Source organism: Streptomyces viridiviolaceus (genome assembly GCF_014650995.1).
In the GTDB taxonomy this organism is placed as follows: domain Bacteria; phylum Actinomycetota; class Actinomycetes; order Streptomycetales; family Streptomycetaceae; genus Streptomyces; species Streptomyces viridiviolaceus.
On sequence record NZ_BMWA01000018.1, the window covers coordinates 165,408 to 180,348 of the forward strand.

The window sequence follows — 14,941 nt, forward strand, 5'->3', positions numbered from 1 at the left end:
CCGCCAGGTGACTGCAGCCGATCCGCGTGTCCCGGATTGGGCGGCCCCTGCGGACCCGGAGGAGCCCCGCACCATCCCAGGAGTGGTGCGGGGCTCCTTCGTACGGGCCGGTCAGTACCTCAGGTTCGCCAGGTACGTGTAGCCGTCCTGCGCGGTGGCGAACGGGTCGGTGGGTGAGTCGTGCTCCACCAGCCACTGCTTCACACCACCGCTGCGCGCCGTGTCGAACATCGCCGCGAAGTCCAGCACCCCGGAGCCGACATCGGCGAAGCCGCCGCTCGGGTCCATGTCCTTGACGTGCAGCGCCGGGAAGCGGCGACGGTGCTCCGCGAACAGGTCCTGCGGGTCGCTGCTGCCGCCCTTCGCCGCCCAGTAGACGTCCAGCTCGAAGCCGACCAGGTCGGGGTCCGTCTCCCGCAGCAGGATCTCGTACAGGTTCTCGCCGTCGACCACCTGGTGGTCCGCGCCGTGGTTGTGGAACAGCAGCGGGCCGAGCCCCGCCTCGCGGGCCGCGAGCCCCGCCTTGTTGAACTCCCTGGCCGCTTCCCGGAACCCGGCCGGCGTGTGCATCGCCCCGGGGAGGCTGGGCACGACGATCCATCGGGCGCCGAGGGTGCGGATGTCGTCGAGGGCCTGCGGCAGGCCGCTGCCCCGTACGGTGTCGTAGCCCACGTGCTCCAGGACCGCCCGCAGGTGCGTTTCGTCGAGCATGGCGCGGATCGCGGCGGCGCTGTTGCCGTGCCGGCCGCTGACGCCGACCGTCGCGTAACCGATCTCCGCGAGACGGGCGAGCGTCCCCTTGAAGTCCGCCGCCAGCGCGGAGCGCATGGTGAAGAGGTGCATACCGATTCCGGAGGGCGGGATGCGGCGGTGGCGCTGTGCGGCCGCGCCGTTCGCCTCGGCGGCGTGGGCGACTGGACCGGCAACGGTGAGAGCCACGCCCGCGGCGGCGACGCCGAGGGCCTTGCCGAGGAATGCGCGTCTGGTGCCGTTCATTCGGATCTCCTTCACGTCAGCCGACGTTGATGCGGACGGAGCCGGTGGTCGTGTCACCCTTGTCGTCGGTGACCGTGAGCCGGGCGGTGTACGTGCCCGGGCGGGCATAGGTGTGGGTGGCTTTCGAGGTCTCATCGCCCGCGGGCCGGGCGTTGTCGCCGAAGTCCCAGTGGTACGAGGCGGCGGTACGGCCCTCGGGCAGACGGACACCGCCGGACAACTGGACGGCGAGCGGTGCTTTCCCGGTGGCCGGCGTGGCTGTGACGGTCACCTTGGCGCCTTGGCGCTTCTCCACGCCGGGCCCGTTGAAGTGCAGCCAGTCCACGGCGAACAGGTCGGCCTTGTCCGCGGCCCACTTCGGGTTGGTGAAGACCGCGTACAGCTTGGACATGCCCCCCGGGTCCGCCAGTGCGGTCGTGGGGGAGACGACGTTGCCCCAGCCGCCGGTGGCCGGCACGGTCACCTTGCCGAGCAGCTTGCCGGTCGGTGATCCGGCACGGAACTCCACTGTGCCGCCGATACCGCCCGAACCGGCCCCCACGGTCACGGAGTCGATGCCCTTGAGGTTGACCGGGTCGAAGCTGATCCAGTCGCCGTGCTCGATCTCACTGAGCCGACTGCCGCCGGAGGCGTCGGTGCGGCTGCTCACGACCGCGCCGGCGTGCGCTCCGCCGGTCGATGTCATGTGCTCCGCCTCACGGAAGTTGGTGCGCAGCGTCAGCGAGGCCGACCCGGTCAGGGCGGGCACGCCAGGTGCCGCCTTGTCCTCGTACTGGGCGGTGATGCCGTAGTAGAGGTTCTGGCCGGGGCCGTGGCTGTCACCGGCGTCGGTCACGATCTCGCCCGCGCAGCCGGTGTAGTTGTCCAGCGGGTGGAGATGGGAGTCGTGTCCGAGCTGCGACTGCACGACGACACGGGAACAGTCGATCCGTTCGCCGTCCTCCTTGTCCTTGACCTTCACGGTGAAGGGGATGGTGTCGCCGAAGCTGAACATCCCACCGTTCGGCGGCTGCTGGATGGTGACCTCGGGCCGGGTGTTGCCGACGGTGATGTCCTGGACGGCGAGGCCCGTCAGGTCGCCGGGTCCGGTGACGGTGAGCCGGGCGGTGAAGCGGCCCTTCTCCTTGTACACATGGGTCGGGTTCGCCTCGGTCGAGTCGGTCGTCCCGTTGCCGTCGAAGTCCCAGGCGTACGTCACGGGCTTGTCGTCGGGCAGTCCGGAGCCGTCGCTGGAGAACTGGACGGTCAGCGGGACGGAACCGCTGTCGGGGGTGGCCGTCGCCTTGGCCGCGGGCAGCCGGTTGTGGGCCACGTAGTCGATGCGGTAGATGCCGGAGCCCTCGTTGCTGCCGCCCCGGCCCGTGCCGCTGCCGAGTCCGAAGTCGATGACGTACATCGCGCCGTCCGGCCCGAACTCGGCGTCGAAGGGCTGGTTCCACGTCATGTCACCGAAGACGCTGTTGATGGAGTGCAGGTCCCCGGCCTTCACCGGCTCGAAGCGTGGGTCGGTGAACGTCTGGTCCTGCTGCTGGATGGAGAAGGTCTTGAACCACTTGCGGGTCAGTTCGTAGTTGAACCACTTGCCCTCGAACGCCGCCGGGAACTTGCCCGGGTAGGTGTTGGCGGGGTCGTAGTCGTAGACCGGGCCGCCCATGGGGCCGCCGCCACCGGTGCCGAGTTCGGGGAACTCGGCGGAGGCCGAGTAGGCGTACCAGACCGTGGCCGGCTGAGCCGGCGGGAGATTCGTCAGACCCGTGTTGTTCGGCGAGTCGTTGACGGGGTTCGCGCAGTCGAACTTCGGTCCCGAGGTCCGCGTCTGGAAGTCGTAGTCATTGAACGGGGTGTTGTTGCCGACGCAGTACGGCCAGCCGAAGTTGCCCGCCTTCGTGATCCGCAGGTACTCGACGGTGCCCTCCGGCCCGCGGTCGGGCCTGGCTGCACGGGCGTCGGGGCCGTAGTCGCCGACCAGCAGCGCACCGCTGACGGGGTCGGTGGTGATCCGGAACGGGTTGCGCATGCCCATGGCGTAGATCTCGGCACGGGTCTTCTCGGTGCCGGGCGCGAAGAGGTTGCCCTCGGGCACGGTGTACGTGCCGTCGTCCTTCGGGGTGATGCGAAGGATCTTGCCCCGCAGGTCGTTGGTGTTGCCCGAGGTGCCCTGTGCGTCCCAGGCGCGACGCCCCTCGCCCTCGTCGATCGGCGTGAAGCCGTCGGACGCGAACGGGTCGGTGTTGTCGCCGGTGGCGACATACAGGCTGCCGTCCTTGTCGAAGGCGAGCGAGCCCGCCATGTGGGAGTTGGCCCGGCCCTCGCCGCGGAAAGTGGGGATGGTGAGCAGCCGCTTCTCGGACGCCGGGTCGATGGTGCTGCCGGAGACGGTGAAGCGGGAGACATTGAGCTGTTTCTCGGTCTTGTCGGAGTTCAGCAGGTACAGCCAGTTGTTCTCGCCGAAGTCCGGGTCGAGGGCGAGTCCCAGCAGGCCGTCCGACTGACTCGTCATCTCGGGCGTGTACTCGAAGTCCAGCGCGGTAGCGACCTTGAGGGTCGACTGGTCGATGACCTTCACCTTGCCGGTGCGCTCGATGAAGAAGACCCGGCGGTCGGGCGCCACGGCCAGCTCGAAGGGGTCGGCGAGGTCGCTGGTGGCCAGCGGGGTGCGCTGGAAGGCGCCGGTCTTGCTGGCCGTGCAGTCACCGGGCTTGTTGCCCGCCGCCCACTGGATGCCGCCCAGTAGGTGCTTCAGGAATTCCGGCTCCTGGAAGGCGGAATCGGCGTGGCCGCCGGCGGTGAACCAGGAGCGTCCGCCGTCGTAGTTCTGGCACCAGGAATACGGTTGGTCGACCCCCTCGTCGAGGCCGGTGACCCCGTCACGCACCTTGACCTGCGCGAGCGTGTGCACCTTGCCGGTCGGGTTGGTGCGCCAGTTGTACCACTCCTCCGTGCGCTCCCAGAGCTCGGGAAGGCTCTCGGTGGAGGGGTGCGAGCGGTCGAGCACCTTGATCCGGCCGGTCTGCACCGCCGGATGCTTGTCGAAGATGGCGCCGACCAGGCCCTCGTACCAGGCCCAGTCGCGCTCGCTCGCGGAGGCGGCGTGCAGGCCGACCCATCCGCCGCCGCCCCGGATGTACTTCTGCAGTGCGGCTCGCTGCGCGGTGTCGAGCAGATCGCCGCTCTCCGGGGTGGAGTTGGTGTTGTTGAAGACTATCGCCTGGAAGCGGGCAAGGTTCGCGTCCGTGAACGCCGAGGCGTCGTCGGTGGCCTCGACCTCGAAGCCGTTCTCGCTGCCGAGCTTCTTGACGGCCTCGATACCGGCGGGGATCGAGTCGTGGGTGAAGTTGGTGACCTTGGAGAAGACGAGTACGCGGTAGGGCGCTGCTTCGGCACGGTGTGACAGGGTCACCAGGAGGCCGAGGAGCAGCGCCAGCAGTGCGGTGATGACGGAGACGGGGGAGAGTGCGGTGCCAAGGGCTCTGGGCCGTTCATGCCGTCTGGGGTGGTGATCAGTCATGGCGCTCCCGGTGCTGGTAGGTCCTGCTACAGGGCGAGAAAGCGCTTTCTGAATACGCCGCACAGCGTAGGGTCCGGCGTTGCGGGGGGTCAATGGGTCGGAAGCGCGCAGTGTGGCACGGCAGCCGGGGCCTGTCGGTGGCGGGTCGTGCGGTTGCGCCATGGCCACTGCCGACGATGCGCGAAGGATCGCGCTCAGCCTGCCCGGAGCGATCGAAAGTCGCATGAGGCATGCCCACGTCCCGTCTGGAGGCGGGCGGACAGGGCGCCACCCGTGCACTGGCCGCACTCAACACCGTCCTCACCACAGCCGACCTGGCACGGCTCAACAAGCAGGTCGACAGCTGGCGGCGGCTGCCGGAGGACGTGGCGCGCGACTACCTGGAGTCCAGGAAGCTCCTGGCGCCCTCGGGGGAGTGAGGCGGCCGGGCCGGGTCCGGGGCGCCGTCGCTCAGCCGATGTCGTACACGTCGAGGCGGCCGCACATACCGAACCGGCCCCGGACGGTGGGCTGTTCGGTCCGTAGTCTCGCCTGCGCAAGATGGTCCGCGTCGCCGCGCTCGAGACGGTCGAGCTGTGCGCCGGTCGCCGCGGACGCGGCGGCCGCCCCGTCCTGCCAGCGTCCGCGCCACCGGCCGACCAGTGGCCGCACCAGCGCCGCGGCGGCCCGGTGGAACGCCGCCAGCGGCTCCAGATCCCCGGCCTCGGTCGCCTTGCGCAGTGCCGCAAAACCCTCAAGGGCCAGATCACGGCGGTGGCGGGCCGCCGCTTCCAACTCCTCCTCGGAGCCCGCCTCCGGCAGAGCGATGGCCGCACGGTAGGCGACGAGGTCGGCAAGCAGATGGGGCGGCAGCGTCAGGACCGCGTCGCCCGCCTCCGGCAGACCGCAGTTCTGCATCAGCACGACGATGGTCAGGCCTCCCTCGTTGACCAGCCGGTGGATCGTGCCCGGCGTGAACCACACCAGCGCGCCCGGCGTCAGCTCGGTCTGCTCGAACCCGGATGCCGTCAGGGTCTGCACCGCGCCCCGGCCGCCGGTCACGGCGTACCCCTCCGAACAGCTCAGATGAACATGGGGCGTGCCGCCGCGCAGGCCGTCGGCGGCCGGCCAGTCGTACACCCGCAGCCGGGAGACGCCGATCCCGCCGGGCAGGCCGTCGTACGCGACGGATGTGTCGGCCCTGCTCGCCATGGGAAACTCCTTCGGTCGCCCGGGGTGCAGGCCGGGAGGCGACGGCGTAAAACGGTACGGCAAGCGCTTTCTGTCTGGAAGCTAGGCCCTCTCGGCGAGACGGTCAAGAGCCCGTGCGTGAGCAGACACATGTCAGTTCGTCAGCCGCCCTGGCAGCCAGCGCAGTTGCGCGGCCTCCTGGAACACGCCGCCGCCCTCGCTGTCGTCGAAGCCGTAAGACCTCGATCTGCTTGTCCTCGTGGGCACAGGTGTTGAACGCGGCGATAACCGTCGACGGCGGGCACATCCGGTCCTCCAGCGCCACGGAGAACAGCGTGGGCGCGCGGCCCCGCGCCGCGAAGTGCACGCCGTCGAAAGGTCGTGATCAACGTCGCCTCCACGGAACCTGCGCCCGCACACAGCACGGATCGGCTCCCACCCAGCGCGTTGTACGCGGCGACGGCCCTCCGTGCGGGCTGTCATCTTCTACGTCGGTTCCCTGACCGTCCTGCTGTCCGTCCTCAGCTGGACCCACTACACCCCGGGTGCCAGCCCCTTCGTGCAGTTCTTCGCCCAGGTCGGCATCCCGATGGCATCCGGCATCATGAACTTCGTCGTGCTGACCGCCGCCCTCTCCTCCTGTAACTCGGGCATGTTCTCCACCGGCCGGATGCTGCGCGGACTCGCCCGCAACGGCGAGGCGCCGCGCGCGCTGGGCAAACTCAGCGCGCCAACTGCCGCTGCCCGCATGGGGGATGTCCACCCTGGTGATGGTGTCGGCGTGATCGTCAACAGGGTCTCGCCGGACAATGCGTTTGAACTCGAGCGATTTCTGCGAGGCCACGGTGGCGACCCGACGGCTACTGTAGCGGCAGTGTTTCGGCGGTCATCCCGGAAAACGGGGCAACGGGGCGCACCTCTTTTGGAGGGGCCGAAGCGTCTCGGGAAGAGCAGCCGGGGAGAAGCTGAAAAGCAGCATTGCCGCAGAGTCGGCGCCCAGGCCGCAGGACCGGACGGTGGTCCGCTGGGGCGGAATGTCGGTCACAGGGGTTAGCCTCGAGCTCTCCGACAACGGCTCCTGCTACTGAAGCTGAACTCGTGATGTCTCGCGGGGCGAAGCGGTACCGCTCAGCTCTCCTGCGGTGGACGCCATTCGTAGGTCATGGGGCCTCACTGGGCCAGGTCTGCCGGACCTGCTCCAGTCGGTCCTGGTGCTCGTCTATCCAGTTCTCCTGCGGCTGGATCCACAGCAGCGCAGTAAGGCGGTCAGGATCGAGGATTGTTATGGCAAGAGAGCGGTCCTCTTGCATGCGGAGAACCAGATTCAGCCCGCGATGGCCACCTATGCTCGCGCCCGTGCCCGGAGCGAGGCCAGTCAGCTCCTGCTGCCAAGCGTCGAGGTCCCGCTGGAAGAGATAGAGCTCTAGCCGGGCATCGACGAAGCTGGCGTGCGCCAAGACCTCAGCCTGGAGAACGTCGTTAGTCGTCAGCGCATCGTGCTTGTAGCGGCCGGTTACGCGAACGATGCAGCGGTCGCCATCCGCGTCCTCCAAGTGGATCAGGTCCACCGCGCCTGGTTCGGTCATCGCCGGCCTCGCTCTCTCTGGTGCTGATCGGGCGTGTGCATCCTGCCTCATCAGGGTTCGGGCGAACCTCACAGCCCCAGGCGGAGAAACGCCGTCACGTTGCGAAAGCCAGGCCGGTGCCCGAGAGCCAGCTGCCGTCAAGCGCTGGTCAGGCCGGGGTTGCGCGCCTAACCCCTGCATCAAGGACCCTGGCGTCGCCCTGTCCGGGACGCCTCCCGAGACGCAAGGGCTGAGGAGCGTCCGCGCTCCGCCATCCACTGCACGCGGATCCGCCGCGTGCCCGAACCCTGGGGGGAACCGCTCGTGTCCACGCTCGCTCTGCTCGTCGTGCTGCTCCTGCTCCTTGTCGGCCTGCTCTTCCTCGGGGCTCTCGGCTACCTCGTCCACCGCCACCCGGCGCTCGCCCGGCCGCTGACGGTGGTCCTGACCGGCGCCGGGGTCCTGGTCGCCCTCGTCGTCGGCGTCGCTCAGGCCGGGCCACGGTGACGGGTGCCGGCTACCCGGCGCAGGGCTCTGACCTGCGGCGGTCGGGCCCCTGGTTGGCTTCGTGCACGTCCAGCGGCGGCGTTTGTCATCTGCGTCTACTACAGTTCCGTGTGGGCCGTGACTGGCGCTGAGGTGGTGCACCACCGGGGAGCGGTCTGACGAGATGTCGTTGCCGGGCGCCTGGGCGAGTGGTCAGCAACGCCTGGAGGGCAACGATGTCCGCGACGCAGACGGCCCGGCTCATGGACGGCACCGGCCTCGCCAAACGCATCGTCGACGAGGCCGCTGCCAGGGCGGCGGAGATCTCACGACGCACGGGGACCAGTCCCTGTTTGGCGACGGTGCTGGTGGGAGAGGATCCCGCGTCGGCCACGTACGTCCGCATGAAACGGGCGCGGTGTGCGAAGGCAGGCATCCAGTCCCGGCATATCGGTCTGCCCGCCACGACCACGACCGCCGAACTGATTGACACCCTTGCCGGTCTGTCCGGCGATCCGGACATGCACGGCATCCTGCTCCAGCACCCGTGCGGCCGGCACATCGACGAGCGGGCGGCGTTCGAGGCCATCGCTCCGCAGAAGGATGTCGACGGCGTCACCATGCAGTCCTTCGCCGCGATGAGCTTCGGTCTGCCGGGCTTCGTCTCCTGCACTCCGGGCGGGATCATGCGGCTGCTGGAGGCGTACGACGTCGACCTCGCCGGCAAGCACGCCGTCGTGGTGGATCGCAGCGCCATCCTCGGCATCGGAGTCGGTGAGGTCCAGTCCGGTGAGGAGGGTTCGTTCGGGCGTGCCGCCGGGCTTCTCCGCACCTGGGTGGAGGTCTCGGACGGCCTGGACGCGGGCTTCGCAGCCGGGGTACCAGGCGGGGCGGGCCGGGGCGGTGGCGAGGGCACGGCGCAGCGCGGACTCACCCGTTCCTTGGTGGCAGGCCCCATCAGGCGCGGGTCCAGCGCTGGTTGCTGCCGTTCGAGCAGGAGTAGAGCTGGATCAGGGTGCCGTTGGCGGTGCCGCCTGCGACGGCGTCGAGGCAGCGGCCGGACTGGACGCCGACGATGGACCCGTCGGAGTTGAGGCGCCATTTCTGGTTGTCGCCGCCCCAGCAGCTGTAGATCTGGACCTTGGTGCCGTTGCCGGTGCCGGCAGCGTCCAGGCACTTGTTGCCGTAGACCCTGAGCTCGCCGGCGGCGGTGTACGTCCACTGCTGGTTGGTGCCGTTGTTGCAGTCCCACAGCTGGAGCTGGGTGCCATCGGTGGTGCTGGTGCCGGGCACGTCCAGGCAGCGGCCCGAACCGACGCCCTTGATCGGTCCGGAATCCCAAGGCGGTATGGTGGAACCGCCGTTGAGCGCGTCGAGGACGGCGGTGTAGGCGGGCTTCTTGCTGCCGTCACCGTTGAACAGCAGCGGCGTGTCCTGCGATCGCCAGGAGTCGGTGTCGCGCACACCCCAGACGGTGATGCCGAGGCAGCGCGGGACGGCCAGGCAGTCGTTGGTCACGTTGGCGTAGGTCGTGGCCGGGGCGCCCTGGATGTCAAGTTCGGTGATGGCCACGTCGACGCCGAGGGCGGCGAAGTTCTGCAGGGTGGTGCGGAAGTTGCTGTTGTAGGGGCTGCCGCTGTTGAAGTGCGCCTGGAAACCGACGCAATCGATCGGCACGCCGCGCTGCTTGAAGTCCCGGACCATGGCGTACATGGCCTGGGTCTTGGCCCAGGTCCAGTTCTCGACGTTGTAGTCGTTGTAGCAGAGCTTGGCGGCCGGGTCGGCGGCGCGCGCGGTGCGGAAGGCGACCTCGATCCAGTCGTTGCCGGTGCGCTGCAGGTTGGAGTCGCGCCGGGCGCCCGTGCTGCCGTCGGCGAAGGCCTCGTTCACGACGTCCCACTGGGCGATCTTGCCCTTGTAGTGGCCCATCACGCCGTTGATGTGGTCGATCATCGCCTGGCGCAGTGTGCTGCCGCTGAGGCTCTGCATCCAGGCGGGCTGCTGGGAGTGCCAGGCCAGGGTGTGACCGCGCACCTGCTTGCCGTTCTGAACGGCCCAGTTGTAGACGCGGTCAGCGGCGGTGAAGTTGAACTGGCCGCGCTGCGGTTCGGTGGCGTCGATCTTCATCTCATTCTCGGCCGTCACCGAATTGAACTCGCGGTTCGCGATCGTCGTGTACGCCGGGTCGCCCAGCCTGCCCGAGGCGATGGCGGTGCCGAAGTAGCGGCCGCTCTGCGCGGCCGCGGCGCCGAGCGTGCTCTCGGCGGCGTGTGCGGTCGGCGGCGCGACCAGTGCGGCGGCCGCACCGAGGACGCCGACGAGCAGCGCCAACAGCAGGCCGCGGATCTTCCGGCCGACAACGGGTCTGGGAAGGGCATACGAGCCCATGACTGTGCCTCCAGGGTAGAAATCACGGAAGGACTGAATCGCAGGGGATTGCGTCGTCCGCTCCCACGCGGCAGACGGACGGGGCGGGCCGGAGCCCGGGCAGCACGAATCACCGGACACCGCGGTCATGGGACCGGGACGATCTCAACGGGCACGGGCCGCACACGGTCGGCCCGTCGGGTGACGTACGGCGGGCGGCAGCGGGTGTTCCGACACAGGCATGCGGGTACTCCATCGCGGCTCAGCCGGGGGACCGCCACGCGGCGTCGCGTACCTCTCCAACTGCGCGAAGAGCAGCATGCGCTGGCGCGAACCTCACCGGAACGAAACGGGTGGCGCAGGTGCTGTGGTGCGCGGATCTGGCGTACAGCTGTGCGTGGATCTGCCGTGCAGCACGGATCGCCCAGGGCCGATGAAGTTCGAAAGCGCGAACCATGGCCCATTTCTAGACAGGGATGATTGAGGGATTGATGATGGATCGTCAATACTTCCCGCAGAAAAATTTCCGTTCCTCATTCGAAACTTTCGGAATCCCCGGTGAGCCGGACGGCGCCCTCGTCGGCCGTGTTGTAGGGCTGGGGTCGGGGCCGGAGTGAGTGTGCGGATGCCGCTTGGAGCGGCGGTCCGCCGAGAGCGTCGGCTTCCCCGCTCAGAATGTTTCGGCGTTGATGGCGATACATGCGAGAGGGATTGACGCCGTTCACCGGGTCCCTATCATTCAGGTTGCTCGACACTTCGACCTTTGTCCGATATCACGAACACGTCGAGTCGCTTCATTGCGCAGCAGAGCAACTCCGGGTCACGCCGTCCGGACGCAGAGCCGCAGGGAGTCGTGTCCTATGCGTATGTCATGGCCTTGTCAATCTCGTTCTCGCCGCCTTCTTCGATCGTGCCAACCCGGCGCTGGGCGGTTCGGTCCGCGTCAGGCGGTTCGCCGGCACGGACCGCCGCACACCGCACTACACCGCACCACCCCGACAGTCCGGACAACCTCTGACGAGGCCGACCGGAACCGCCTACTCAAGGTTGAGGAAGTCCCCATGCACAGAGCAAGTTTCAGCCGCAGGCATCCGTCTGTGGTGCTCGCCGCCGTGGTTGCGGCCCTGGCCGCGTTGGCGGCGATGCTCGTCGCCGCCCCAGCTCAGGCGGCCTCCAGCGGCGCCTTGCGCGGTGCTGGTTCCGGCCGGTGTCTCGATGTGCCGGGCGCCAGCCAGACCAACGGCACGTACCTGCAGATCTACGACTGCTGGGGCGGGACCAACCAGCAGTGGACGTTGACGGACGGCAACCAGCTCACCGTGTACGGCAACAAGTGCCTGGACGTTCCGGGCCACGCCACCACGGCCGGTACCCGGGTGCAGATCTGGACCTGTTCCGGCGGTGCGAACCAGCAGTGGCGCCTGAACTCCGACGGCACGGTCGTCGGCGTGGAGTCCGGGCTGTGCCTCGAGGCTGCGGGCGCCGGTACGGCCAATGGCACGGCGGTGCAGATCGGGACGTGCAACGGTGGCAGCAACCAGAAGTGGACCGGCCTGTCCGCGCCGGGGGGCGGCGCGTGTTCTCTTCCGTCGACGTACCGGTGGACGTCGACGGGTGTGCTGGCGCAGCCGGCGAACGGGTGGGCCGCGGTGAAGGACTTCACCACCGTGACGCACAACGGCAAGCACCTGGTCTACGCGTCCAACTTCTCGGGAACGTCGTACGGCTCGATGATGTTCAGTCCCTTCACGAACTGGTCGGACATGGCGTCGGCCGGCCAGACCGGGATGAGCCAGGCCGCGGTGGCGCCCACGCTGTTCTACTTCGAGCCGAAGAACATCTGGGTGCTGGCGTACCAGTGGGGTGCCTGGCCCTTCATCTACCGCACGTCGAGCGACCCGACCAACCCCAACGGCTGGTCCGCTCCGCAGCCGCTGTTCACCGGAAGCATCCCCGACTCCGACACTGGACCGATCGACCAGACCCTGATCGCCGACGGCCAGAACATGTACCTGTTCTTCGCCGGTGACAACGGCAAGATCTACCGAGCGAGCATGCCGATCGGGAACTTCCCGGGCAACTTCGGCTCGTCGTACACGACGATCATGAGCGACACGAAGGCCAACCTGTTCGAGGCGCCGCAGGTCTACAAGGTTCAGGGCCAGAACCAGTACCTGATGATCGTCGAGGCGATGGGCGCGAACGGGCGCTACTTCCGCTCGTTCACGGCCTCCAGCCTGAGCGGCTCGTGGACCCCGCAGGCCGCCACCGAGAGCAACCCCTTCGCGGGCAAGGCCAACAGCGGTGCCACCTGGACCAACGACATCAGCCACGGTGACCTGGTCCGCAACAACCCCGACCAGACCATGACCATCGACCCCTGCAACCTGCAGTTCCTCTACCAGGGAAAGTCCCCCACCGCGGGCGGTGACTACAACCGACTGCCGTGGCGGCCGGGTGTCCTCACCCTGCAACGCTGACCTTCCCGGTCCACAGTGACCGTGATGTGGTGCGGTCTGCGGGCGTGTGGGCGAGTTGTTCATGGCATGGGCGATTCCCCCTGCTGACCGACACTCACCGCCTTGAGGAACCCCAGCCGTCCTGCGGCAGGGGTTCCTCTCACCCCGGTGCCGTTGTCGCGCCCTGGTCCGTCTTCGAAGAGGTCCAGGCGCTTGGACCCCGCTACCGGATCCAGTCGGTTCGAAAGTTTCGATCATAGTTCACGTGCTTGCGATGAGTTCCCTCTCCATCTCATTCCATCCCTCGCGAAGGTTCGCGTCGGGCGTAGCTTGACCAGTGAAGATGTACTGGCCGAGATCTCTTCTGGTTCGGAAAACATTTCCGAAAGAGTGTCGAAAGTGTTGACTATGTCATGTGCCTTACAAAGACTGTGGCCACCGAACGACAGGAGACCGTCGTTCCCCTCGCGTCATGTGACCGGGGATGGCGGTCGGTCGTTGCGGCACGACGACGGGCGACCCCGCCGTGTTCCGTGCAAGGCCGCGGGCAGCAGAAGCCGCCCGCCCCCACCAGCCTTCATCGGGAGGACGCATGCAGCAGGACCAGATTCAGCAGAACTCCGCTCCCTCCAGCGGCTTGAGTCGACGAGGCTTCCTCGGCGGCGCCGGCACCGTCGCGCTCGCCACCGCGTCCGGACTGCTGCTGCCCGGCACCGCCCACGCCGCCACTACCATCACCACCAACCAGACCGGCTACGACGGCATGTACTACTCGTTCTGGACCGACGGCGGCGGCTCCGTCTCCATGACGCTCAAGGGCGGCGGCAGCTACAGCACCCGGTGGACCAACTGTGGCAACTTCGTCGCCGGCAAGGGCTGGAGCACCGGCGGGCGCAGGGCGGTCCGCTACACCGGCTACTTCAACCCGTCGGGCAACGGCTACGGCTGCCTCTACGGCTGGACGTCGAACCCGCTAGTGGAGTACTACATCGTCGACAACTGGGGCAGCTACCGACCCACCGGCGAGTACAGGGGCACCGTCCACAGCGACGGCGGCACGTACGACATCTACAAGACGACGCGGTACAACGCCCCCTCTGTCGAGGGCACCCGCACCTTCGACCAGTACTGGAGCGTCCGGCAGTCGAAGGTGACCAGCGGCTCCGGCACCATCACCACCGGCAACCACTTCGACGCCTGGGCGCGCGCGGGCATGAACATGGGTCAGTTCAGGTACTACATGATCATGGCCACCGAGGGTTACCAGAGCAGCGGAAGCTCTGACATCACGGTCAGCGGCTGACCTCTGTCCGCCGAGCAACCGGCTGCGGGCTCCGTCCTCGTGGCGGATGCCGCAGCCGTGGCGAACTCGCCACCGCCGAATGGGACGACCGATTCGACAAACAGCATCTCCACACAGCGAACGGCGTGGCACCGGCGGCTGGCCCCGAATGAAATCGCCTCGTCAGGGGACATCGACGGTGATGGATTCACTGGCCGCACCGCCCGGGGCACCTCCACGGAACTCTGGATGTACCACGGCCGCAGCAGTGGTGACGCTGACGGAGGCGGCACTTCCGGCACCGCTCCACGCCCTCGACCGCACCCTGGTCGTCATCTCCGTCGACCCCGAGATCGGCCAGCCGATCCCCGGCGACACCACCGGCCCCCAGCGGCGCCAGTACACCGACGACGTCGACCAGGCCCGCGTCCTCTACTTCGTCACCACCCTGCGCACCGTGGTCGTCGTCGCCTACATCGAGGTCTAGTCAGGGCCTGTTACCGGGACTCTTGCAGAAAGCCCCGGCGTTCACGCCGGGGATGAATGCATCTCAAGGCTGCTCTGACGTGCACGTCAGAGCGGACGTTGTTGCTGCTCGATGTACTGGCGGACAATCGCCAACGGTGCTCCGCCGCACGATGCGGAGAAGTATGAGGGCGACCACAGGTGCCCATGCATGATGGCGCGGTTGATCCGGCCGGTGAACTCCTGCCGTATCCGGCGGGCGGAGACGCCCTTGAGGCTGTTGACCAGCTTGGAGACCGCGACCTTGGGCGGGTAGTGCACCAACAGGTGGACGTGATCGCGTTCGCCGTTGAACTCCTTCAGCTCCGCATCGAAGTCCTCGCAGACCTTGCGCATGATCTCTTCGCAGCGTGTCAGCATCTCGTCGTTGAACACCCCGCGCCGGTACTTCGTCACGAAGACCAAGTGCACATGCATCGCCGAAACAACGTGTCTGCCCCGCCTGTAGTCGTTCTCCCCATCCATGAGACCAATAGTAGTAATGTCGTTGTCGTGCAGCTCCGCTGCAACTACCGGGCCTACCCGGACGCCACACAGCGCCGTGCGCTGGACAGTGCGTTCGGATGCGCACGCGTGGTGTGGA

Annotated in this window: 12 protein-coding genes, 3 pseudogenes and 1 riboswitch; of the genes and pseudogenes, 8 read left to right on the plus strand and 7 right to left on the minus strand. The window is 67.9% G+C overall.

Features of this window, described 5'->3' with window-relative positions:
* Positions 1 to 111: 111 nt before the first annotated feature.
* Together IE260_RS26100 and IE260_RS26105 are read right to left on the minus strand one after the other, a co-directional pair.
* The gene (locus IE260_RS26100) at positions 112 to 996 is read right to left on the minus strand and encodes a sugar phosphate isomerase/epimerase family protein (protein ID WP_189875946.1); all 885 of its coding nucleotides are present in this window, start codon (positions 994 to 996) and stop codon (positions 112 to 114) included.
* A 16-nt stretch (positions 997 to 1,012) separates the two neighbouring features.
* Positions 1,013 to 4,504, minus strand: coding sequence for a ThuA domain-containing protein (locus IE260_RS26105; protein WP_189875948.1), 3,492 nt, complete (start codon positions 4,502 to 4,504; stop codon positions 1,013 to 1,015).
* 239 nt (positions 4,505 to 4,743) lie between these two features.
* Here IE260_RS26105 and IE260_RS26110 point away from each other — a divergent pair.
* A pseudogene (locus IE260_RS26110) lies at positions 4,744 to 4,923 on the plus strand (glycine betaine ABC transporter substrate-binding protein); the annotation flags it as partial.
* Positions 4,924 to 4,954: 31 nt separating this feature from the next.
* Here the strand turns inward: IE260_RS26110 and IE260_RS26115 are convergent.
* Together IE260_RS26115 and IE260_RS26120 are read right to left on the minus strand one after the other, a co-directional pair.
* The gene (locus IE260_RS26115) at positions 4,955 to 5,695 is read right to left on the minus strand and encodes a cupin domain-containing protein (RefSeq protein WP_189875951.1); all 741 of its coding nucleotides are present in this window, start codon (positions 5,693 to 5,695) and stop codon (positions 4,955 to 4,957) included.
* Positions 5,696 to 5,827: 132 nt separating this feature from the next.
* Positions 5,828 to 6,050 (minus strand): annotated as a pseudogene (locus IE260_RS26120) (acetylxylan esterase); the annotation flags it as partial.
* A gap of 93 nt (positions 6,051 to 6,143) precedes the next feature.
* Between IE260_RS26120 and IE260_RS42845 the strand changes: the two are divergent.
* Positions 6,144 to 6,728 carry an amino acid permease gene (locus tag IE260_RS42845; RefSeq protein ID WP_308434695.1) on the plus strand — a complete coding sequence of 195 codons (585 nt, stop codon included), beginning with the start codon at positions 6,144 to 6,146 and terminating at the stop codon, positions 6,726 to 6,728.
* Positions 6,729 to 6,834: 106 nt separating this feature from the next.
* On the opposite strand, the gene IE260_RS26130 is transcribed toward IE260_RS42845, so the two are convergent.
* Complete coding sequence (locus IE260_RS26130; protein WP_189875953.1) at positions 6,835 to 7,260, minus strand: DUF5959 family protein; 426 nt, start codon at positions 7,258 to 7,260, stop codon at positions 6,835 to 6,837.
* Between the two features lie 303 nt (positions 7,261 to 7,563).
* On the opposite strand from IE260_RS26130, the gene IE260_RS26135 reads away from it, so the two are divergent.
* Complete coding sequence (locus IE260_RS26135; RefSeq protein ID WP_189875955.1) at positions 7,564 to 7,746, plus strand: hypothetical protein; 183 nt, start codon at positions 7,564 to 7,566, stop codon at positions 7,744 to 7,746.
* A 107-nt stretch (positions 7,747 to 7,853) separates the two neighbouring features.
* A riboswitch (ZMP/ZTP riboswitch) is annotated at positions 7,854 to 7,939 on the plus strand.
* 22 nt (positions 7,940 to 7,961) lie between these two features.
* Positions 7,962 to 8,501 (plus strand): annotated as a pseudogene (locus IE260_RS42850) (tetrahydrofolate dehydrogenase/cyclohydrolase catalytic domain-containing protein); the annotation flags it as partial.
* A gap of 181 nt (positions 8,502 to 8,682) precedes the next feature.
* Here the strand turns inward: IE260_RS42850 and IE260_RS26145 are convergent.
* Positions 8,683 to 10,113 (minus strand): endo-1,4-beta-xylanase, encoded by a 1,431-nt coding sequence (locus tag IE260_RS26145; protein ID WP_189875957.1) that lies wholly within the window; start codon positions 10,111 to 10,113, stop codon positions 8,683 to 8,685.
* A 1,040-nt stretch (positions 10,114 to 11,153) separates the two neighbouring features.
* On the opposite strand from IE260_RS26145, the gene IE260_RS26150 reads away from it, so the two are divergent.
* The 3 genes from IE260_RS26150 to IE260_RS26160 all read left to right on the plus strand — a co-directional run bounded on the left by IE260_RS26150 (position 11,154) and on the right by IE260_RS26160 (position 14,320).
* Positions 11,154 to 12,572, plus strand: a complete 1,419-nt coding sequence (locus IE260_RS26150; protein WP_189875959.1) for a non-reducing end alpha-L-arabinofuranosidase family hydrolase — start codon at positions 11,154 to 11,156, stop codon at positions 12,570 to 12,572.
* Positions 12,573 to 13,143: 571 nt separating this feature from the next.
* Complete coding sequence (gene xynA / locus IE260_RS26155) at positions 13,144 to 13,854, plus strand: endo-1,4-beta-xylanase XynA (protein WP_189875961.1); 711 nt, start codon at positions 13,144 to 13,146, stop codon at positions 13,852 to 13,854.
* A 247-nt stretch (positions 13,855 to 14,101) separates the two neighbouring features.
* Positions 14,102 to 14,320 carry a hypothetical protein gene (locus IE260_RS26160; protein ID WP_229881277.1) on the plus strand — a complete coding sequence of 73 codons (219 nt, stop codon included), beginning with the start codon at positions 14,102 to 14,104 and terminating at the stop codon, positions 14,318 to 14,320.
* Positions 14,321 to 14,406: 86 nt separating this feature from the next.
* Here the strand turns inward: IE260_RS26160 and tnpA are convergent, their stop codons facing one another.
* Complete coding sequence (gene tnpA, locus IE260_RS26165) at positions 14,407 to 14,823, minus strand: IS200/IS605 family transposase (RefSeq protein WP_189875963.1); 417 nt, start codon at positions 14,821 to 14,823, stop codon at positions 14,407 to 14,409.
* A 27-nt stretch (positions 14,824 to 14,850) separates the two neighbouring features.
* On the opposite strand from tnpA, the gene IE260_RS26170 reads away from it, so the two are divergent.
* On the plus strand, positions 14,851 to 14,941 hold a 91-nt coding region (locus IE260_RS26170), incomplete at its 3' end, for a helix-turn-helix domain-containing protein (RefSeq protein ID WP_189875965.1).

Excerpts from the sequence above, each read along its gene's own strand:
- IE260_RS26100 (WP_189875946.1), bottom strand. The coding sequence starts at position 996 with ATGAACGGCACCAGACGCGCATTCCTCGGCAAGGCCCTCGGCGTCGCC.
- IE260_RS26105 (WP_189875948.1), bottom strand. The coding sequence starts at position 4,504 with ATGACTGATCACCACCCCAGACGGCATGAACGGCCCAGAGCCCTTGGC.
- IE260_RS26115 (WP_189875951.1), bottom strand. The coding sequence starts at position 5,695 with ATGGCGAGCAGGGCCGACACATCCGTCGCGTACGACGGCCTGCCCGGC.
- IE260_RS26130 (WP_189875953.1), bottom strand. The coding sequence starts at position 7,260 with ATGACCGAACCAGGCGCGGTGGACCTGATCCACTTGGAGGACGCGGAT.
- IE260_RS26145 (WP_189875957.1), bottom strand. The coding sequence starts at position 10,113 with ATGGGCTCGTATGCCCTTCCCAGACCCGTTGTCGGCCGGAAGATCCGC.
- IE260_RS26150 (WP_189875959.1), top strand. The coding sequence starts at position 11,154 with ATGCACAGAGCAAGTTTCAGCCGCAGGCATCCGTCTGTGGTGCTCGCC.
- xynA (WP_189875961.1), top strand. The coding sequence starts at position 13,144 with ATGCAGCAGGACCAGATTCAGCAGAACTCCGCTCCCTCCAGCGGCTTG.
- tnpA (WP_189875963.1), bottom strand. The coding sequence starts at position 14,823 with ATGGATGGGGAGAACGACTACAGGCGGGGCAGACACGTTGTTTCGGCG.